Source organism: uncultured Methanobrevibacter sp., assembly GCF_902784195.1.
Taxonomy (GTDB): domain Archaea; phylum Methanobacteriota; class Methanobacteria; order Methanobacteriales; family Methanobacteriaceae; genus Methanobrevibacter.
Genome location: NZ_CACZTX010000003.1, coordinates 1 through 23,285 on the forward strand (window position 1 = coordinate 1; position 23,285 = coordinate 23,285).

General features: G+C 31.8%; 10 protein-coding genes, 1 tRNA gene, 1 other RNA gene and 1 pseudogene. 11 read left to right on the forward strand and 2 right to left on the reverse strand.

Annotation, left to right across the window (positions count from 1 at the left end):
• From QZU90_RS03715 to QZU90_RS03725, 3 genes and pseudogenes are all read left to right on the forward strand, one after another.
• Positions 1 to 150 (forward strand): annotated as a pseudogene (locus QZU90_RS03715) (coenzyme F420 hydrogenase subunit beta); the annotation flags it as partial.
• Between the two features lie 297 nt (positions 151 to 447).
• Positions 448 to 4,575, forward strand: coding sequence for a right-handed parallel beta-helix repeat-containing protein (locus tag QZU90_RS03720; protein WP_296855623.1), 4,128 nt, complete (start codon positions 448 to 450; stop codon positions 4,573 to 4,575).
• A 286-nt stretch (positions 4,576 to 4,861) separates the two neighbouring features.
• On the forward strand, positions 4,862 to 9,223 hold the full coding sequence (locus tag QZU90_RS03725) for an Ig-like domain repeat protein (RefSeq protein ID WP_296855625.1): 4,362 nt from the start codon (positions 4,862 to 4,864) through the stop codon (positions 9,221 to 9,223).
• 317 nt (positions 9,224 to 9,540) lie between these two features.
• Here the strand turns inward: QZU90_RS03725 and map are convergent, their stop codons facing one another.
• A complete protein-coding gene (gene map / locus QZU90_RS03730; RefSeq protein ID WP_296855627.1) occupies positions 9,541 to 10,470 on the reverse strand; it encodes a type II methionyl aminopeptidase in 930 nt (309 codons plus the stop codon).
• 248 nt (positions 10,471 to 10,718) lie between these two features.
• On the opposite strand from map, the gene QZU90_RS03735 reads away from it, so the two are divergent.
• From QZU90_RS03735 to rnpB, 8 genes are all read left to right on the forward strand, one after another.
• Positions 10,719 to 11,120: a hypothetical protein gene (locus tag QZU90_RS03735; RefSeq protein ID WP_296855628.1), complete on the forward strand. Its 402-nt coding sequence runs from the start codon at positions 10,719 to 10,721 to the stop codon at positions 11,118 to 11,120.
• 80 nt (positions 11,121 to 11,200) lie between these two features.
• Entirely contained in the window at positions 11,201 to 11,719 is a 519-nt protein-coding gene (locus QZU90_RS03740; protein WP_296855630.1) for a hypothetical protein, read from the forward strand.
• A gap of 160 nt (positions 11,720 to 11,879) precedes the next feature.
• Positions 11,880 to 11,954 (forward strand) — tRNA-Met (locus QZU90_RS03745).
• Positions 11,955 to 12,291: 337 nt separating this feature from the next.
• The gene (locus QZU90_RS03750) at positions 12,292 to 15,753 is read left to right on the forward strand and encodes a right-handed parallel beta-helix repeat-containing protein (RefSeq protein ID WP_296855632.1); all 3,462 of its coding nucleotides are present in this window, start codon (positions 12,292 to 12,294) and stop codon (positions 15,751 to 15,753) included.
• Positions 15,754 to 16,092: 339 nt separating this feature from the next.
• On the forward strand, positions 16,093 to 20,214 hold the full coding sequence (locus QZU90_RS03755) for an Ig-like domain-containing protein (protein ID WP_296855633.1): 4,122 nt from the start codon (positions 16,093 to 16,095) through the stop codon (positions 20,212 to 20,214).
• A 95-nt stretch (positions 20,215 to 20,309) separates the two neighbouring features.
• Positions 20,310 to 21,053: a MotA/TolQ/ExbB proton channel family protein gene (locus QZU90_RS03760; protein ID WP_296855634.1), complete on the forward strand. Its 744-nt coding sequence runs from the start codon at positions 20,310 to 20,312 to the stop codon at positions 21,051 to 21,053.
• A gap of 182 nt (positions 21,054 to 21,235) precedes the next feature.
• Positions 21,236 to 21,586 (forward strand): DUF2149 domain-containing protein, encoded by a 351-nt coding sequence (locus QZU90_RS03765; RefSeq protein ID WP_295608361.1) that lies wholly within the window; start codon positions 21,236 to 21,238, stop codon positions 21,584 to 21,586.
• Positions 21,587 to 21,732: 146 nt separating this feature from the next.
• Positions 21,733 to 22,013: RNase P RNA component (gene rnpB, locus QZU90_RS03770), an RNA gene on the forward strand.
• Positions 22,014 to 22,060: 47 nt separating this feature from the next.
• On the opposite strand, the gene QZU90_RS03775 is transcribed toward rnpB, so the two are convergent.
• Complete coding sequence (locus tag QZU90_RS03775; RefSeq protein WP_296855636.1) at positions 22,061 to 23,272, reverse strand: aminotransferase class I/II-fold pyridoxal phosphate-dependent enzyme; 1,212 nt, start codon at positions 23,270 to 23,272, stop codon at positions 22,061 to 22,063.
• Positions 23,273 to 23,285: the final 13 nt, after the last annotated feature.

Here is a 23,285-nt window from a genome sequence, read left to right on the forward strand (position 1 = left end):
GCTGTTGAAGCTGGAGTAATCGAAACCAAACCAATGGATGATGTAAAACCTGGTTTAGAATTACTCGAAAAATTAGCTAACGGTAAGAAAGACAAAGGTAGAAAAGAAATCGAAAGAAGAGTCAACATGGGACTTCCAAGTCCTTTCTAAACTCTTCCAAACTTTTAGAAAAAGTTTGATCAAAATTATTTCAATTTTGATACAAATTTTTTCTTTTTTCTTTTTACTTTTTTTTAGGAATTTTTTATTTGTTCGTATTATTTTTAACTATTTTTATTATCTATTTATTAACTATTTTTTACTATCTTTCATATTTTCTATTTTTATAATCAACATTTTCCAATCTAATCAAATAATTAATATATAATAAAATAAAAAACTTAATATATAATTAATAAATTTTATTTGTTAAAAAATAAATTTTAATTTATATTGTTTGGTGAAATTATGAAAAGATTAAGTAAGTTTTGTGTATTATCAATTATTCTAATAATTTTAAGCATTTCTGCTGTAAGTGCTTCAGATGTGGATAATGATAATATTCAATCTTCTATTGATGATATTGGCATTCAAGAAATGCCTATTGAAGAGGTCTCTTCAAATGAAGAAATATCAGATCAATCAGAAGGTTCTAATTTTTACCAAGCATCTAATGAAAATGAAGAAGATAATCTGGCTGTTCTTGATGGGATAAATAATGACAAGTTTCAAAATAATGTCTTATCTGCAGGATCTAGTGGAAATGTACATAAGGTGACTCCTTCCACTTATTCAAAATATTTCAAAAATGGTTTTGTGGATACAACTATTGTCAAGTCTGGAGACATTATAGATTTATCTGGAAATTTCAATAAGGTGAATTTCACATTTACAATTCCTTGTTCAATAACAAGCAGTTCAAAGAATGCTTATCTTAATAATTGTGTAGTCCAATATTTGGACGTTAACTCTTCAATGTACTCAAATGTTTCCAATTTAAGGTTTACTGTAGATATTGAAAAGCATCCATCTGTTTATGTCGTTCGTTCAAGCCATATAAACATTTTTAACTGTAATGCCTATTCAACAGGAGCAAACAGTAATCCAACCCTTTTGGTAGGCTCCACCTATTGCAACATACATGACAATATCTTCGAAACAACATTCACTGGATATATGAATATGTCATGGAAACGTGCAGGAATCTTGCTTGGAGAGTCTCACTACAACAACATTTATAACAATGATGTTACTATAAAGGATTCAAATGGAATATATCTAACAACTTATGGTTGGGAAAAATCCAATTACAATAACATATATAACAATACAATCAGATCTTCTGCAATCAGCGAAGAGACTGGCCTTCCTAACCCTTCAGCATGGGCTTATGGTGTCCATATTATGGGAGATTACAATAAGGCAATAAACAATACTATTTATTTAATGTATAGAGGAGTGGATTCAGAAGGAAGCTTTAATGAAATCATTGGCAATAACATTTATAATCTTGCAGGAAGTTATTATGAAGGAAACAATGGTACTGATGGGGGAGAGTATGGAATTCATGCTTCTTATGATAATATAATTATTAATAATACCATTCATGACAGCAAGATAACTGGATCTGCAATTTATGTAACTGTAAATTGTACTGCAATTGGTAATGTAATTAAGAATATAACTGGAGAGCATGCTTTTGAATTTTCAGTTTCAGCTTCAAATACTTTAGTTCATGATAATTTCATCAATATGGCTTCAGGAAATGGAATGTACATTAGAGGGAATATGACTAATGTAACAGTTTCTAATAATGCAATTCACACTCCAGACGGGACTGCTATTTTAATTAAAATGCTGTCAAAAACTAAAATTCCAGACCATATCTATTTAGTGAATAATCAAATTTTTGATTTTAAAAATGCAGCAATTAACTTTGCAGAAATTGAATCTAAGTCAAATATAACTGCATTTAACAATTCAATAGTAATAACTAATGACACATTCTTCGTTCCTTTTGACAATCAAGGTGTCTTGAAAAATCTTAAAGGCATCGATTATATTTTATTTAAAGGAACTTTTGATAATTTGGCAGTTGATTCAATTACAATAGGTCAAAACATATCCATTTTAGGCGAAGATGCTCAAATAATGGATATTCCTTTCGTTATAGGTTCTTCAAACCTTAAAATTGAAAATATTTCCGTAATCATTGAAAAAGATATCAATGGATTCATTTTTGATAATGTTGAAAACATTAGTTTTATAAATAACAGAATTACTGTCGATTCTCTAAATTATGCATTAGTATTGAATAATTCAAAGATTAATATGGTGGATAATTTCATTATTATCAATGAATATAATCCTGCCATTTTAAATGATAATGGAAGTTATATTTTATATGGTGAAAATATCATTAGAACATTAGCAGATATGGATATAGAGTCACTAAATGATTCAATCTTAAAAATCACTGTTTATATAGTAAGTGATGAAAATTACAATTCAATTTTCAATTCCGCAGGAACTTTCCATGATGATTTTGACATAGCTATTGGAGACACTTTAAAGATTGGAAATTTAACAAATAAAACCATTAGGATTGATATTCCATTAATCATTTCATCATATAAGGATTCTGTAATAACTAATTCCACTATAATTCTTGAAGATATGGCAACAAACACCAATATATCTGATTTAAGGTTTAAATTGGAGAATAATTGTCTTAAAAAAGACTTTTCATTTATTATAATCAAAGATGGAGTAAGCAATTTAATCATAGAAAATAATCGTTTTGATGTTTCCGATATTTCAGGGGATGCAAGTTTATCCTCTATTAAGATTATAGGTGCAGATGAAAGCGCTGGAAATATAAGATTATTGAATAATGTTTTTAATCTAAATGCTGATTTAAATTCCATTTCAGTTATTTCTGCCCTTAATGAAGGATTAAACAATTATGAAGACATTACAGATGCTTTAACTGTTTTGAATAATAATATTTCCATAACAAATAATCGTGAAGATGGGCTAATTTATGGAATCAATCTAGTAAATAGCAAAAATCCAAAAATCAATTCCAATGATATTGCTGTAAGTGGAGACACTGCATTTGGACTTTATTTTAATAAAGTGTCAAATTTCAATATTGCAGACAATACAATATATGAAAACAATGCTTTAGTAAGCATTAGCCATTCCAACAATCCTACAAAGGATATCCAAAATGCAATTGATGCTGCAAAAGAGGGAGACATCATTTATTTAGGTAATGGTCTTTATTCAATCAAAGATTCTATGATTGTAAATAAGTCAATTAGCATAGTTGGCGGAGTATTGCTTGATAATATTGATTCAAGCTCTAACCAATTAGTCTCAAGCGATAATCCTTTATTTGTCATATCCGGCAAAAATACAGTGGATTTGATTAACATGACTGTAATATTGGACAATAATGATTTATTCATCCTATCATTAATGAAAAATTCCACAAATCCTACGGATCTTAATATTCCAATTGTCAATATCATAAACAACACTTTCCTGAAGAACAATGATGCTGTTGGAGAAGATTCCCTTTATCTTGCAAAGGTAATTTCAGAAAGGCCATTGCTTGAGTCTTTAAATAATATTTATCTTGAAAACAATAATCTGATTGATGATATGAATCAAGTCAAGTATTATACATTCAATGATTCCCAATCCAATGAGGTTAATTTCAATAATGGAGTGAAAACTTTTATATTACCTGCCCATTTGGTTTGTAATGCTTTGGATAAGGATATTTATGGAAACAGGTTTGGGTATTTTGAAGTGGAATTAATGGATGAAAATGCAAATAGATTGTTCAATAAATTCATTTACATTTCTTACAATAATGCGATTTATAACTTAACCACAGATTCAAATGGAAAGGTTAAACTTCCAGTCAATATAAATAGTTATGGAATTTTCAATCTTTTAGTCAGTTTCTTAGGTGATAATGATTATAGTGCATCATTTGCACCAGGAAAAGTAACTGTCAACAAGCAAAAGGCAAGTTTAAGCACTCCAAACAAGTCTTACTATGTCAATGTCAATAAGTATTTGACAGCAACATTTAAGGATATCAATGGAAAATTGATTAAAAATAGAAAGATCAGTTTCATCATAAGCGGCAAAACTTATACTGCTTACACAAATTCAAAGGGAGTTGCTAAGGTTAAAGTAAATGTTAAAGTGGCTAAAACTTATACAGTGACAGTTAAGTTTGGAGGAGATAATGTTTACAGTCCTTTGAGCAAAACCTTAAAGCTTTATGTCAAGAAGGTCCCTACAAAATTGATTGTGAAAAACAAATCTTATAAGAAGTCTAAAAAGATTAAAAAATTAACTGCTACTTTAAAGACAAAAAGTGGAAAGGCTATTGCCAAAAAGAAATTGACTTTTATTGTAAATGGCAAGAAATACACAGCAAAAACAAATAAGAAAGGTGTCGCAACTGTGAAAGTTAAGGTATCCAAGAAGAAAACTTATAAATTCACAGTTAAGTTTGCTGGAGATGGCACTTATTTAAAGACCACTAAAAAGGCTAAACTTAAAATAAAATAGTTTTATTAGATTATTTCTTTTTTAAATTTTCTTTGTTCTTCTTTTTAATTTCTTTATTTTCTTATTATTTTATCTTTATAATTTTTAAACTAATATCTATTTTTAATTTTTTTTTATTTTTATTTCAAATATATTTTATATTTTATAAATTATAATAGAAAACCTTTTTAATAATTATATAGATATATATTAATAATCAAAATTTATCACGTATTTTGATTATTTTGTAAAAGAATTTTTAGAAAATTATTATATGTATTACGAATTTATGAAGAGGTTTTATATTATGAAGCTTAGTAAATTCACAGTCGTTTTAGCTATTTTATTGGTTTCAATATTAGCTATTGGGGCTGTAAGTGCAGAGTCTGTAGACGATGCTGGAATTGTCGCTGTCGCAGATGGTGACATTCAGGAATCTGTCGACGTTACAGACTCTGCCGATGATTTAAGTACTGCAAATACTGCAGATGAGACTGTTGAAGATGCAGGCGGTGCTGTTCTAGGTGACGAACCACAAAGCTATGATCTTGATGATGATAGTTATTCTACTTATTTCAATGAGGATGGTACTGCTACTGCTGCTTTAAGTGCTGATGGTGATTATACTTTGAATGTTGGCACTTTGAATAATAAGGATATTAAGATTACTTCCGGTTCTCAAATCAATATTATCGGTAAGGAAGGTGCAGGTTTCATTAATAATGGTACTATTACCATTGGTGATGGTACTGGTAAGGCTGGTTCTATTACTATTTCCGGTTTAACTTTCACTAACTTCAATAAAGATGGTATTGCTGTAAATCAATTATCAAGTGATATTACCATTAATAACAATAAGTTTGATTTGACTTATGATGATACTTATGGACTAATGGATTATTCCTCTCCTATGGCTATTGTAGCATATGGTTATGTTGATGATGTAGAAATTACCAATAACAACATAAAAATGGTCACTGCTGCTGGTTATAATTATGGTATTGATTTTAATAAATGGCTTCCGGATTATAGTAAAGGAATGGGAAATGCTGAACACTTATTTGTAGCTAATAATGATATTAACATTACTTCTACTGCAAGTTTTGGTATGGTAGAAGCATTTTATATTGATACAGTAGCTAATTCAGTTTTCAAAAACAACACTATTAATACCTATTCTGGCCCAGGGGTAGTGAATTATGCTATAGCTGTTGCCGATTCTTGTGGATATGATATAATGAGTCATTACTTTGATGATGAATATGTAGGGGGCGATTCTCCTTATAACATCACCATAATAGATAACAACATTAACATAGAATCTGGTGATATGGCGTATGGTATAACTGTTATTAGTTGGTCAAATACAGATATTTGGTTCGAAGAAATTATAAAAGATATTGTCATTTCCAATAATGATTTAACAATCAATTCTCAAACTGGTGCTATCGGTATAGGTGCTCAAAGTTCTGATGTAAAAATAACTGATAACAAGGTAACTATTAATGCACATGCTGATGCACAAGTAACAGCTAATCCTGATCCAGTATTTGGTGATGACAGCAATGCAATTACAATACTCAATTTTAATGAAGTCTTAGGTTATTACTACAACACTACTGTTACAGACAATATAATTACCACTAATGTTCCAGCTATTTTCATAGACAAAACTAAAGGAAATGGATATTATAGTCCTGAACCTATAGTAATTGAAGACAACACTGTAACCTACACTGGTGCTGTTGAATACACTATTGATGATGACCATTATTTCTTGTTCTTTAATGATGACGGTACTTCTACTGATTTATTAAACCCTGAAGGAAATTATGCTTTAAAGTTAGGTAATTTAACTAATAAGGTTATTAAAATCCTAACAGGTTCTAATATTAATGTCACCGGTGTTGAAGGTGATTCTTTAACTAATTCCACAATAATCATTGGTGATGGTGCAGGTAGTGCAAGTGGAGTAATCGTTAAAGATTTAGTAATTGTAAACATCAATAAAGATGGAATTGTTGTAAATGATGAATCTAAAGACATAACTGTTGATAACAATAACTTGAATTTAACTTATGATAGTACTTATTCAGGTTCTCCAATGGCTATTGTAATATATGGACATTCTGAAGACATAGCAGTAACTAATAATGTAATAAATATGGAAACTGCAGCTACATATAATTATGGTATTGATGTATCCATATATGGTCCAGGTTATGTTCCAGGCAGTGCTAATGCTAAAAATTTAGTCATATCTGACAATACTGTTAATATGCATACAACTTCTGCTACCGGTATGGGTGAAGCTATCTATTTAGATACCCTAACTAATTCAATAGTAGAAAATAATAATATTTATGTTAAAACTGAGAACGATGCTGCAAATTATGGTATTGCTCTTGCTGATTCAAGTAATTGGTTAGGAGATGGAGTCACTGCTCCATATAATGTAACCATTAGAAAAAATACAGTATATTTAGATTCTAATGATATGGCTAATGGTATTAGTGTAATAAGTGCAAAAGCATTCGAAGGTTCAAGAAACTTTGTTATTGCAGATAATGATGTAACAGTTAATTCTGCAAAAGGAGCTCATGGTATTGCAACCTACACTCCTGATGTTGAAATTAGTGGTAACACTGTAACTGTCTTCGCTAACCCTGATGTTGAAAATAATGCTTATTGTAGTAATTATTTAGGTAATCATAGTGCTGCAATTTTTATAAACAATGTTGATCCTAATTCAAATAACATTGTAAAAGACAATGAAATCTACACTACTGTTGATAAAATTAATTACACTAATGTAGAAGATGAACAATTAAAGCCAGTTATTGAAGATAATACTGAACAATCAAGTTACATAATTGATGATGATACTTATTCCACTTACTTCAATGATGATGGAACCATTAAAGATGATGCTCCTATAAGTGCAGGAGATGCTCTTTTATTAGGTGATTTATCCAATAAAAATTTCGTTATTGACACTGGATTAACCATTAAGGGAATCCCTGGTAAAAAATTAGTAAACAGTAAAATCAAACTTGTTGCAGGTGCTGATGGTTCTGTAATTGATGGTTTAACCATTGAATATCCTGAACTTAAATATGGTGCTATTACTCTTGAAGAAGTCAATAATGTAGAAATAACTAATAATAAAATTATTGTTCCTAGCACTACTCAAACTGTATATGGTATTGCTATTAATTCTGGAACTAACGGATGTAATAACATTTCTATAAACAACAACCATATCAATATCACAGGTAGTAAATATGTTTATGGTATAGACATTTGGCAGGATTATAGCCTTGAAAATAAACACAACAATATCATGATCTTTGAAAACGAATTTTTCGTTACCGGTACTGGCGGAAAAATGACTGAAGGTATTTTCGTATCCAATTGTAATGATGTAATAATTGATGGAAACGATATTACTGCTACTTGTGATGGCCCTGCTTATGGTATTGGTACTAACTATTTATTTAATGCAGCAATTGCAAATAACCACATTACTGTTGGTTCAGATAATATGGCTTATGGTATTACTGCAACTACTTCAGGTAGTGATTTAATAATTCGTGCAAACGAGATTGATGTTGTAGGTGTTGGTGCAGTAGGTGTTGGTATTAATAATCAAACTGGAGCAATTATTGAAGATAACACTATCTCCATTGATGGTGGAAATTACACTACAATAACTGTTTCAGATAGTTTAGGAACTGCAAATGCAGGTATTTTAGTTGGAGAAGGAAATACTGATGTAAAAACCTCAGGAAATGATGTCTCTGAAAAAACTCCACTTAGATCAGACACTGCTATTGAAGCAAATAATATCACTGTCACCGCAGCTCCTAGTGGAAACGGTAGCTTTGAAATTACTTTAAGAACTGCTGGTGGAATGCCATTAGCAAATCAAGTTGTAAAAGTAGTATTCAACAATCAAATGTATGAATTAACCACTGATGCTAAAGGTGTTGCTTTATTACCATTTGCTCTCAATAAAGGTGGAACCTACAATGTAGAAGTTTTCTACTTAGGTGATGATGACTACAGAGGATCAGATGCTAGTGCAAAAATTACCATTAATAAGATTGCAACTAAAACCACTGCATCCGCAAAAACTTACCTTGCTACTGCAAAAACCAAATCTTTCACTGCAACCTTGAAAGATGCAAACGGCAATATCCTTGCTAACAAGAAAGTTACTTTCACTGTAAACGGTAAAACTTACACTGCAACCACTAATGCTAAAGGTGTTGCAACTGTTAAATTAGCTTTAACTGCTGCAAAAACCTATACTGTAACCATTAAGTTTGCAGGTGACAGTGTTTACGCTGCATCAACTGTTTCAGCTAAAGTAAAACTTAACAAGGAGAAAACCAAAATAACTGCTCCTACTAAGACTTTCAAACGTACTGCAAAAACCAAAAAAGTTGTAATTACTCTTAAGAACTCTAAAGGTAAAGCTGTTGCTAAGAAGAAAATTACCTTAACTGTTAATAAGAAAAAATACACTGTAAAAACCAACTCAAAAGGTAAAGCAACCTTTAAAGTTAAATTAACTAAAAAAGGAACCTTTAAGTACACAGTTAAATTTGCAGGTGACACTCAATACAAAGCAGTTAAAAAGACTGGTAAAATTAAAATAAAATAAGTTTGTTTATTTTATCTAGTGTTTGAGCTTATGCTCAAATCCTAGATCTTTTTTTATTTTTTTTTTAAATCATATCTCGATTCTATTTTTGACTATTTTTAAAAAAGATTTTTTTTAATTTTTATAGGTATATATTATTTTTAAAATTTAAATTAATTTTTAAAAAAGATTTTTTTTAATTTTTATAGGTATCTATTATTTTTAAAATTTAAATTAATTTTTAAAAAAGATTTTTATGATTACGTGTAATTAATTTTAAAAAAAGAGTAAAGTAAAAAAATTAATTTAATATATGATAAAATTGAAAAAAAAGAAATTTAAAGTGTGGTAATATTACAACCATCACTTTCAACAATCAAGGTATGCTCTTTTTGTGATACCCATGCACCTGTTCTTTCCTTAAGTGCAGCATATGGATAAATTGCCATAGCATCCCCTAATTGCTTAAGGCCTGAGTTCACTCTATGTTCATTGAAGTTTTCTGTAAGCCAGCGTCCACTAAATGGCAAGTAATGATAATTCTTTTCAATATGTTGAAGCATCCTTTGAGTATTTTTCATCCTAAATGGTTTTGACTGTAAAAATGAAAAGATATATGCATAAGGGCAGTCATTTACGATACCTTCACCATTTGTTGCAAAAGGTTCGATTGCTACAGCTTGTCCCTCTTCAAGAATTGTCGGATCATTGTTGTCATAATTAGGCACTGAAATACCTGCATGCAAGTTCCAGTGTTCAAGGCTATGACCTGAAAGGTTTCTCACTGGATTGAGATTGTACTCCGCAATTGCCTCTTCAACTGCTCTTCCAACATCACAAACCTTCACTCCTGCTCTTACAGTGCTGATTGCAGCTTCAAGTCCTGCTGCAGATGCGTCAATGATTCTTTGGTTGAGCTCTAATGTCTCTTCATCAAATAGCTCTTCGAGATTGTCTCCAGGAACCATTATTGTAACAGCGGAATCTGCAATGTAACCATTAACTTCAGCTCCAAGGTCAAGCTTTACCAAGTCCCCTGTAACCATTTTGTTGGTGTCTCCTGCAGGAGATGTGTAATGTGCAGTGATCTCGTTTATTGAAACGTTGCAAGGAAATGCAATCCCTGCACCTGACTTTAGTATTTCACTTTCCACAAATTCCACAAGATCGAGAATCGGCAGACCGTTTTGAATCATTTTTGAAGCGTCTGATCTTACTTTTGACACGATTTTTCCAGCTTCTTCATAAGATTTGATTTCATCAACCATATTATCACTTTGGTTTTAAGTATATTTTTTAATTTATTTTTTAATTTCTTTAGTATTAGTTAATCATAAGATGTCAGTATATTCATAAATTTTTAAACATTTTTATAAAAATTTTTATATACTCTTAATTATATAATATACTTATTCTTATTTAAATATCTTTAATTTATATTTGAATAATTTTTAATGTTAATCGGTTTTAATGATTTTTTAAAATATGATTTATATGATGTTATGGAGGAAAAAATATGGCTGCTGAACTTATTCCGGATCAAATATTTATGCTTATTTTAGTAATTATATTGGCTGTTGTTGTTATCATTGTTGTAAGCCAATGGAAAAAGGTAAGTCAATCCAATAATACTTTAAAATTAATGGAAAAAGAAATTGAGCTTAAGAAAATAGCTATGGTTGAAAAGGATTTAGAGAACAAACGCATTATGGAAAATCCAATTCAATTGCCTGCTGAACAACAAGAACAGCTCACTCAAATCAGAGATTCCACTGCTGAAGTCATGAGCAATGTAGGATACTTGCATAGTGAAATCAATGAACGTTTAGCTCGTCTTGAAGCTCAAACCGAACTTAAAAAGCTTGAAAAAATGCTTAAGGAAATTGAAGAAAAAGAGAAAAAACTTAACAAAAAATAGATTTTCAGTTTCTATCATCTTACTGATTTAATTTGTTTAGGTTTTTTAGAGATGAATAATTCTTATAATGAGGTTTTATTATGGATATTATTGAATTATTAGCTGTCATTATTTTAGTCGCTGCTATAGTGTTTTTAGTGTACTATTACATTAAAACAGCAAACGATGGAAATATTGACATTAAGGAAATTCTTAAATTTTCACCTAAGGACAATAACGTTAGCAATCTTGTTGATGAAGATATTCAAGAGAAGAAATCCATGGGTGATAAGATTAAATATACCTTTAAGGACATTGATAAATCCTATGCTAACACTACAGATGCATTTTCAAAAAGATTGGATTCATTCTTGGATGAAAGAAGTGAGGAATTGATTGAAAGCTGGTCTTTAGTAACCACTGATGATTTATCCTCCTTAGAAGAAAGGTATACCACTGCTTGTGACAGCATTGAAGCTTTAGAGAAAAGGTTCAGTGAGTTCACCAATGCAACCGATGCTAAAATCGAAGATCTTGATAAACGTCTCAAAGCTTTAGAAGATGCAGAAAAAGATTTAGAGGAAGCAGAAGAAGTTGCAGTTGAAGCTGAAAAAGAATAAATTTTATTCTTTTTTTAATTTTTTTTATTTTAAAGACTAATTATCATATATTTATTGCTATTTAGGAGAGGGGAGCTCTTTCCCTTTCTTATGCAAATATTTATATATGATGGTGTCTAATATTATAATGTTAAAGGAACTTATCCTTGTGTATTCGTTTAGCAGGGTGGGGTAGTCTGGTGATCCCGCGGGGCTCATAACCCCGAGAGCCCTAGTTCAAATCTAGGCCCTGCTATTTTTTATGGAACAGTAATATAACATTGTTATATAACCCTATTTTTTTAATTTTGATAGAAACGATTGTTTTGCTTTCCAATCTTTCATTTCCACTTTTGAACTGCTTTTTTTGTTTTTATATTTTCATTACTAAATGGGATATATTTATAAATATTAACAATAATAAATTAATAATGTATTAAATATATTTTCAAATATATTTTATATTTTATAAAGAAACTTTAATTGAAAAATATTTATGAAAGATTGACTTTAACTTAGTTTAAAAACTTTTATCTAGGTTTTAGTCATATGAAAATAGTTGTTGAAAAAAAGAAAATTACTGGAGGTGTTTGATGAGAAGTAAAAGAATAATCGGTTTTAGTTTACTGTTCGTTATGGTTTTTCTTTTAATCGGATTAAACACTGCTTGCGCATCAAATATCGATGATTTGGATTATAATTTATCAGATAGCTTGGAATCCAGTCCAGTTTCCAATGCTATAGATCTTGATAATGATGGGGCTTCAGATGCTTCTGAATCCAATTCCATATCCGATTCAATCGATGAAAGCAGCATATCCAATATGGATGATTCCATTGAAGAAATATCAAATGAGAATTCACAATCAGAATCCAAGATTGGAGATGGTGAAAAGTCAATACACACTATAACCGAAGACAATTATTCAAGTTATTTTGATTCTGATGGTAATTTAATCAATTCATTGGTGAAAGCTAATGATACTATTAATTTGTCCGGTAATTTTTCTAATAAGAAATTTATAATAAATATTCCTTTGACAATTACAAGTACAGAAAACAATGCAATATTGAAGAATTCTCCAATATACTACTATAATGTATCAAATGAGAATTTTGCATATGATGCAATCGTTTCAAACTTGAAAATTGAATCAGACCTTCCAGACATATCTGCAGTTTGGGTAATTGGATCTAAAAATATCAAGATCTTGAATAATGATATTTTCACTACAGGACATAACGGCTATCCTATTTCCCTTGATGGCTTCACCTATAACTGTATTGTAGAAAATAACATCATCAAGACAGTTGTTCCGGTAAACACAGCAATAGACTCATCAGAAGTCAATCATGATGAAGAGAATTCTGGAGACAACAGCAGTTGGCAGCATTCCGGTATTAGCTTAAGGGATGCACATGGGAATTCAATTGTTAACAATGACATCACAGTTGAAAATTCCTATGGGGTATACCTTTGTTATGGTACTTCAACATCAAGCAACAACATCATAGCAAACAATACCATTAGAGCGACTTCTGAAACTCCTTCATTCTGGTCCTACGGTGTTTATATAACTGGAAACTATAACCACATAGAGAACAATACCATTATACGCATGTACCGTGGAATCCATTCAAGCTATGCTCATAACTATATCATAGGAAACAAGATTTATGACATAAACGGTCTTGATGAGAATAACGGTATCGGTGGAGACTATGGTATTTACGGTGGTAATGACACCTTGATTGCAAATAACTCCATTTACAATGCAGATGTGATTGGTGCAGGTATTCTTGTAGGTTCCAACAGTGACGTTTACGGAAACTATATCCAAATAAACAGCAGTGGAGACGGTATTAGAATAGGGGATGTTGAAGGCGGTCACAATTCAAGGGTTCACAACAATACAATAGACTTCTTATCAGGTGCTGGAATAAGCATTAAGGGAACTCCTCAAGATACTGAAGTCTATGACAACATTGTTAACTCGTTATCCAATATTGGTGCAAACCAAGGTTCCGGATTAGGAATTGGTATCTTATCCATTTACCAATCAAGATCCAGCAGACCATATAACATTTCCATTTACAATAACACTATCTACACTTCAAATGACTATGCAATAAACATTGCACAGTCATCTACTGAAAGTTGGTTATGTGAAAACAATCACATTGGAGATAGGCTTATCATCTATCCTATTGCAATTGACTATTCACCTGAATGGGGAGATGGTACCGTTTATCAGGTAACTGAAGAGAACTACAATACCTATTTCGATTCAAACGGCAAGTTGAGAGACATTGTTAAGGATGGAGATGTATTGGTATTCAGCGGCAGCTTTTCACCTAAAGGCAAGATTGTCTTGAACAAGATTGTCAGCCTTATTGGTGACAATGCATTTTTAAGGGATACCACTATCTTTGTCAATACCTCAAACTGTAAGGTTCAAGACTTCAATATCGTAAACAATGGTACTGATGACAGCAATTGCAATCTATGGGGAATTTATGTTTATGAAGCTGATAATGAAGTGATTACAGGAAACAATATCACAATATGGGATAAGAATACATCTTATGGAATTTACCTTTGCGACTCCTATAACAATACAGTTGCAAACAACAGCATAAGATGTCAAGGGGACAATTTGGTATTTGCTCTCTTGACTTATGAGACATACAATACCCTCTTTGAAAACAATACCATTTTAGCTATTGGAACAAGTGAATTGTATCCTTATTATGAAACCATATGTATAGATGGAGTTCGCAGTATTTCAGAGCTTTCCAAAACATATGGTGTGATATTGGACTTCTCAAGCGACAATCAATTCATTCACAATGACATTGAGGTCACTTCCACTGTAGAAGGTTTCCAAGTACCTTATAACCCTTCTGTAAATATTCTAATTGGTCTTTACATTTACTATGATTCCAATAGAAACAATATCAGTGAAAACAATGTATACATTCATGGACATGATCCATTCCTTTATGGAATGGGTTCATCTGGGGATGATACAAGTAAATCCGTGACTTATGCATGTGAAAACATTTTTAGCAGGAACAATATTACAATTGAAGCTGATTACTTTGCTATGGGTATGATTTTAAGACACAACTCTCAGGATACTCTTGTTGAAGAGAACTACTTCCAGCTTGATTCTAATAATTATACTTATGGTATAACCTTAGAGATATCCGATGGTGCTAAAATCTTGAACAATACTCTAAACAGTACCAGTAAGGCAGGTATTTATGCTATAGAGGGGTATGCGACAAGCAATAATGACATAAGTTACAATAAGATTTATTCAGATGGCAGTTTCAGTACCATTGCCCTTTATGCATCCAATCATAATAACATTACCTATAACCTTATTAGAGCCCGTGGAAATGAATCTCAAGACCCAGCACAAGGTCCTGAGCATCCGGATTCTGTAGACTTATTCAATACTGGAATTTCATTGCAAATGTATACCAATGATACTCGCATATCACATAATGACATTCTGCATGAAGACGCTCCCTTTGCAATTGATGTTGATGAAACAGTCACTGAAACGGTAATCAATGACAATATATTGTCTTCTAAAGATGCTGGAGGAACCGATGCAATTAATGATAAATCTGGCAAGGCTAAAATTCACGGCAACACCGGATCCAAATATAATCCTAATGGAGAAGGTTCCAATGGTGGGTCTCGACCTTCCAATTCAGACAATTCTCAAGGCAATGGCGGAAATAACCTTATCCATACAAATGGGACTTCATCATATTCTGGAAATTCAGATTCCTCTGGTTCAAGTGCTTTAGGTCAAATTGATTTAGGTTTGCTCGCTAATTCATTATCTTCTATTGGTGATGGAACTGGTGATGCGGGAGGCAGTGAATCTGGCGATTTGTCTGACCTTTTAGCTAGTGAAATATCAGAGATTTCCGCTAAAACATTATCAGGTATTTATGTTCCTATTGCAGCATTGATTCTTGTATTGGTTTTCTGTTTCGCATTCTTGGGCGTAAGAGACGAAGATGATGAGGAATAAAATTTCATTAGCAGGATAAATAAATCCTATTTATTTATTCTTATTTTTTCTTTATTAGGAAATACCTGGCAAAAATTAATATTTTAAATTATTAAAGTTTCTATTTTTATTTTATTTTTTTTATTATTCATATTCGATTAGTTAAATTTATATTATTATAATTTAATAAATATAAATGTATAAAATTAGTTTTATATTTATTAAATTATATTTTATTTTTTTATCAAGTTTGATTTATTATTTAAAAAAAACTTATTTAAATGAAATATAATTTAGTAATTTATTATTTTAATCTAATATGTTAAATGATTTATTTTATAAATCGAGGTGTTTAAACATATGAATTCTAATAAATTTATTCCAATGTTGGGATTATTGATTCTATTGATATTAGCTATTGGATCTGTAAGTGCAAGTGAGGTAGATTCAGATTCAATAATAGGGGATAGTGATGCTAATATTGATTTAACTGCTGAAACGGCAATTAATGAAATTGATGATTCCAGTATTGATGATGAAGTAAATACTGGGGGCATCATTGCTAATGATAATGAAAGCATTAGCGATAATGTAGGAAGTATTGATGGTGTTGAAAGTGGGGTAGGTGTGGAAAACCGTCTAGGTGCTAGCGCTGATAATGAAATTCTTGCATCTACTATACAATTTACAGAAAGCAAATATTCCACTTACTTTAATTCAAATGGAAATATCATCGCTGGAAAACTAAAAGCTGGAGACACTTTAGACTTTTCAGGAAAGTTCACAGATAAAATGTTTATAATCAATATTCCTTTGATTATAACCAGTACAAAAGGCACAGCACAGTTTACCAATTGTGGATTTAGCTTTATAAATGGTTCAAGTGGTTCAAGCATTTCCAATTTAAAAATGAACAATTCTGTTGCTGACAGACCACTTATTGCAGCATCTGATGTAAGTGATATGGAAATTTATAATAATGACCTATTTGCTTCCGGTAGGGGCTCTCATCCTATGGCCTTTTCAAGAGTAAATAGATTGCATATTTATAGAAACACTCTCCAAACCACTGGTTATGTACAGGGTTGGGGACATCCATCCGCTATGGTCTTAAATAATGCAGGGTCTTGTAATATCACACAAAATACAGTAATAACCAATGATTCAAATGGTATTTATTTCAGTGGATATACTGCAAATACTGGAATGGGTGCTGGAGGAGATGCAGCAAGTTATTCTAATTACATTGTAAATAATACAGTTTCTTCCATTAGACCTCTACCTTCATCATTTGTTTATGCTATTCAAGTGATGAGTAGTTATAATTTTATTATTAACAATACAATTTATAATGTATATAGAGGAATTTCCACTACTGGTTCCAATAATCAAATAATCGGAAATAACATATCAGGAATACATGGAGCTTATTATAGTCAGACTACAGTAGAGCAAGGTGGGGAAGCTGCAATAATTTCAGGTTCAAATTCCATAGTCAAAGAAAACATTATTAGTAACTGTCTTTTCAGTCCAGATATAAAAGGGGCTGCTATAAATGTCAATAAGAATTCTCTTGTAAGTGGTAATGTTATTCAAAATTGTTCTGGTATGGGTATCGTATTAACTGGGGGCAATATTACTCTCAATGGTAATAATTTAAATGTCACAGGATATGGGTTATTAGCTGAAGGAAACATTGCTAATGTTGAAATGGAGTTAAATGTCATAGATTCCAGTGATCAACATTCAATTCATTTGGCAAGAACTTCAAGAAATGATTTCCCTCATGACTTTATCATCCAAAACAACACTCTTTACAGTAATGCGGAAGAAGCTATTTATATGGATGATGTGTGTACAAATATATTGAGAGGTAACAATATTATCATTGGTGAGTCTGGAAGTCATATAGTTGATGAAAATAATACCCATATAATTAATGAAAAGAATTTTTATAATTATTTTTCACTTACAGGTTCATTCAATAAAAGAGTTAATGAAGATGACACTATAATATTTGTAGGTAACTTTTCAAGTAAAGGAAAATTAAATATTAATAAAAAAGTCATTATTCAAGGTGTAAATGCAGTATTTGAAGATACAACATTCCTTATTTCAGAAGTTGATGGTTTAATTTTTGAAAACATTAACATTACAAACCCTAATAAAAAACTATCTGATCGCTTATGGGGTATTCAAATAAGCAAATCTAATAATGTAACTATTAAAGATTGTAATATTTCCATTTACGATCCTTATTCAGCATTTGCAGTTTATGTATTGGATTCCAATGATTGCAAAGTAATCAATAACAGTTTAGAAGCAAAAGGTGATTACTTCACAGTAGCTTTATTCTCATTTAATTCCACCAATCTTTTGATTGATGGAAATTCCATCAAAACCATTGGTCCTGGTGAAACTTACCTTTGCAACAACAGAAGCTGTTTAAACATTTTGGTTCAAGGTGTAACAATCTGTCCAGATGGAACCATTATCTGCCCAGATGGAACAACATATAGTCCTGGCGATTATGAGGTTTGCACTGACGGCACAATCATTTGTCCGGATGGAACAACTATCTGCACTGATGGAACTACTATTTGTGCTGATGGTACTCAAATTTGTGCAGACGGAACCATGATTTGTGCTGATGGTACTCAAATCTGTACCGATGGAACCATTATCTGTGCAGATGGAACACAATATGCTCCTGGACAATACACTACCTGTGCTGATGGTTCAATAATTTGTCCAGATGGAAAAGTAATTTGTATTAATGGAACTATATATTCTCCAGAAGAATGCGAAAATCTCACAAATGGTGAAATCCGTTGCCCTGATGGCACTGTCCTTTGTCCAGACGGAACTGTTTTATGCACTGATGGATCTACTATCTGTCCTGATGGAAGAACAATTTGCGCTGATGGAACCATTATCTGTGCAGACAGGTATAAAATTTGCACTAATGGTTCAATAATTTGTCCTGATGGAACAACAATTGCTTCTGGTGATTACAATAATGAAAGTGGCGTAATTACCCTTCCAGATAATACTGTCATTTATGAAAATGGAACTGTTATTTGCTCTGACGGCACAGTAATCTGTCCTGATGGCACTGGTGGCTCAGGATTATTGGATGGAGTTATTCCAGGAACCCATATGATTTCTGGCCTATTTAGAACATATGGTGCTTTATTTGTACATTCATCTAATATCAATTTCATAAACAATAATGTTAATGTAAGCTCAACCCTTGATCCTTTCTATAAGTTAAATGAGTCTTGCAACACTATTGCAGGAGTATTCATTCATTATGGAGGATTCAACAATACTATTGCAAACAATAACATTACACTTGTTTCAAATGACCCAGTCATTTATGCTATAGGTATTGTTGGTGCAAGTTCAAACAGCACTGCAATTGGTTCTAAAAACAATTCCTTCATTGACAATAATGTTTTCATCAAAGGACCATACCATGGTGTTGGAATCTATTTAGGAAATAAAGCGATCAATTCAACATTTGCAAACAGTTTTGTAATCTCTGCAGTCAATGTGCATGAAATCGTAAACCGCACCCTTGTGGAAAATGATGAGAACGTTATTGATGGAAATACATTTGAGATAATCCCTCCTCATCATACTGCTTTAACTGTTTCAAGTGCTTCATATAAATGGAATAATGGAAATAAATACGTTTCAATTACCCTTAAGGACATTAATGGTACATTGATTCCTAACCAAAGCATAGTTATAACAGTTGATGGCAAGAATTACACTGGCGTTACTGATGCAAATGGTGTAGCTAAAATCAAGGTTACAATAAGCAAAGTTGGTGCTTTTGACGTTGTTGCATACTTCAATGGCGAAGGAAACTACATTGCTTCAACCAGCAAAGGAAAACTCACTTTAACCAAAGACAGCACAAGCTTGACTTCAGCTAGCAAGACTTATACAGTCACTACCACTTCAAAAACCATCGCAGTGACCTTAAAGGGTGGAAGTGGAAATGTAATTGCAAATAGAAAAGTCACAGCAACAGTAAATGGAAAGACCTACACTGCAACAACCAATTCAAAAGGTGTAGCTACTTTCAAATTGACTTTAAAAACAGTAAAAACTTTTACTGTATCACTTAAGTTTGCAGGAGACAGCTATTACACAGCTAGCACCAAATCCATAAAAGTTAAGGTAACCAAAACAAAAACCAAATTGACTGTTCCTAAAAAGACCTATAAAAGGACTGCAAAAGTCAAGAAATTAACTGCAACCTTAAAGGATCAAACAGGAAAGGTCATCAAATCCAAAAAGGTTACTTTCACTGTCAACGGCAAGAAATACACTGCAAAAACCAATAAGAAAGGTGTAGCTACTGTAAAGGTTAAACTCTCTAGAAAGAAAACCTATAAGGTTACAGTTAAATTTGCTGGTGACAAGACTTACTATGCAGTTAAAAAGACAGGTAAAGTTGTAATAAAATAGATTCAAATCAATTTAGGAAGGCAGCTGCCTTTCTAAATGATTTTTTATTTCAAATTTAAATATTTTTTTAATTATTTTATTTTTATGGTGATTTAATGATAAATATTGGAAATGCTTTGATTTTTGCAGATGAAGCTGCCTTTCAGGGATCAAATAATGGCTTGTTTGCATTTTTCTCAAATACTAATGGTACTGGATTTCCTATACTGGATAGTTCATTGACTGCTATTACTCAGGCATTACAGATACCTGTAATCATTCTTTTAATAGCATTTTTAGTATTCGCTGTATATACTTTAGGAAAGCTTCTATCAGAACACCTTTCTCGTAAGAAAGTACCTGTTAGTTTAATCAAAGAAATGATTTACTCAATCTATGATGCGGAGTCTGCTGAAGATATTAAAAATGTGGTTAATAATGCAGATATTCAAAAGTCTCAAAAGAAGATCTTATCTGTACTGGCAGAGTCAGAGCATCTTGGTAAAAAGTCAAGGGAAACCCTAGCTCGTAGATTGATAGATAATGAAGAGGATAAGATTGCACAGAACCTCAACAAGACTGACATTGTCACTAAGATTGGTCCAACCCTTGGATTGATGGGTACTTTAATCCCTATGGGTCCAGGTCTTGCAGCATTAGGTACCGGTGATGTAACCACACTTGCAAGTGCGATTACAATTGCATTCAATACAACAGTTATTGGTATTGGAGCTGGTGCTATTGCATACTTTGCATCTAAATTAAGACGTAGATGGTTTGGTGAATACCTTGCTAACTTGGATGCATTGATGGATGCGATTTTAGATAATATTGACAAGAGAGATGAGAGACTTAAATAGTCACTGAAGTGATTGAAAATTATACAATATAATTTTGAAAACAATAATTTTTCTTAATTGTTTTTAGAAAACAAGCTTTTATATTGTATACAATATATTTAAAAAATTTTACAATAGATTAGAATTCATATGGTTTAAAATTTGAAAATTTAATAAGGATTTCATATATTTTGGTGATTGTTATGGCTCGTCGTCGAGGAAAAGGACGTTTTGACAGTGAGGAAGAAGACCCTATGGCAGGAACAGCTAACCTTGTAGATGCAATGTTGGTTATAGCTGTAGGCTTGCTTGTATTCTTAGTGCTTGCTTGGAATATGCAAAGCGTTTTATTCAATGACCAATTGACTCAGGAACAGAAGGAAAAGGTCATGGAAGCCATGAATCAGGAAGTGACTGAGGTTCAAGAGGGACAGATATTAAATGAAACTCCAGATACAAGCAATCAGACTGGACAAGGCTATACTGAGATGGGTAAGGTTTATAAGGATCCATCTACGGGTAAGTTGATTATGGTTCAGAATAAGACTAATTAACCTTTCTTCTTTTTTTATTTTTTTAATATTTTTTTTAATATTTTTTATTTTATATTTTGACTTTTTTTATTCATTATATTTTATTTTAATAGCTATTGATTTTTTAATTCATTATTTATACTAGAAGAAATAAATTAATTTTAATGGTAAGCCGAAGACAGCTGCTGGTTTTATAACTAGGGAAACTCCGCACATCATATAGACTGTAAAGTTGAAAGACTTATGCTGAGAAGTATGACTCTGGAGCAGAAACGACACGGCCTTTGATGGATGACAATGATGCTTGACTGATGGACATTAAAGGAATCGGTGAAACGGCCAATCTACAGGATGCAAGAACAAATATGCTGATGACCTCTAAGGGAAGCAGAGTAGTTCGCTAAGATGAATGCTGTATAAAACAGAATGTGGGTTACTCTCGGCAGACCATTACCCTTCTATTATTTTTATTTCTTTTTTTATTTTGATCTTATTTTATCTATTATTTAGGTCATTCCAAAGTTCAATTATTTTTTGAGCGATGTATTCTATTTCTTCTTTTGTATGGGTAGCTATAACAGTTAATCTTAATCTGCTCATATCTTTAGGAACTGATGGTGGTCTGATGGATGATACTAAAATTCCCTCTTTTTCTAGCTTCTTAGAGAACCTGTTTGCCAAATCAGCAGGGCCTATGATGATTGGTATGATTGGTGTTTCTCCATCCACCACATTTAATCCTGAATCATTAAGGAGTTTTCTCATAAGGCCTGTATTTTCATTTAAATTGGATAAATATTCTTCACTATTCTCTTTCAATAAGTTTAAGGCAGCATTTGCACTAGCTATTGTAGCTGGAGAAAGTGCTGTTGAGAATATGAAAGGTCTTGATTTGTTTATAAGATAATCTATGTAGACTTGCTTTCCACAAACGAATCCTCCTTCTGATGCAAGTGCCTTGCTTAAGGTTCCTATTTGCAAATCAACAGATTCAGTTAAGTCAATTCCAGTCTTGTCCTTATAGTATTCAACTGTTCCTTTTCCAGTTTTACCGATTACTCCAGTTGCATGTGCCTCATCGATTATAAGAGTGCAGCTGTATTTATTAGCTATTTCTACAAGCTCTGGAAGCGGAGCAATGTCTCCGTCCATGCTGAATACTCCATCGCTTACAATAAAGAGATTTCCATCATTATTTGATTCAATCTCATCTAAAATAAGATTCTCAAGGTCTTTTGTATCCTTATGTTTGTAGACTCTGACTTTAGCTTTAGAGATTCTTGTTCCATCTATAATGCTTGCATGATTCAATTGATCAGAGAATATGACATCATTTTCTTTTGTAAGAGCATAAATTACTCCTAGATTAGTCATATATCCTGTATTAAAAATAAGTGTAGATTCAACGTTTTTAAACTCTGAGATATTGTTTTCAAGCTCTCTTGCCTCAAAAGAAGCCCCTGTAGTTAGTCTTGAACCAGTTGAACCGGTTCCATATTCATTAGCTTCCATTGATGCCTTAATGACTTGTGGATGATGGGTTAATCCTAAGTAATTATTGGTTCCAAAGACAAGATATTCCTTATTATTCTTGTCAATTGCTTTAGTTGAGCTAATAAATCTTAAATCATCTACTGTTCTTGTAAGATCATTGTTTTCAAGTTCTTCCAATTCTTTTTGAAGTTCCTTTTCAAGTTTTTGATTCATTTTTTCAGCTCTT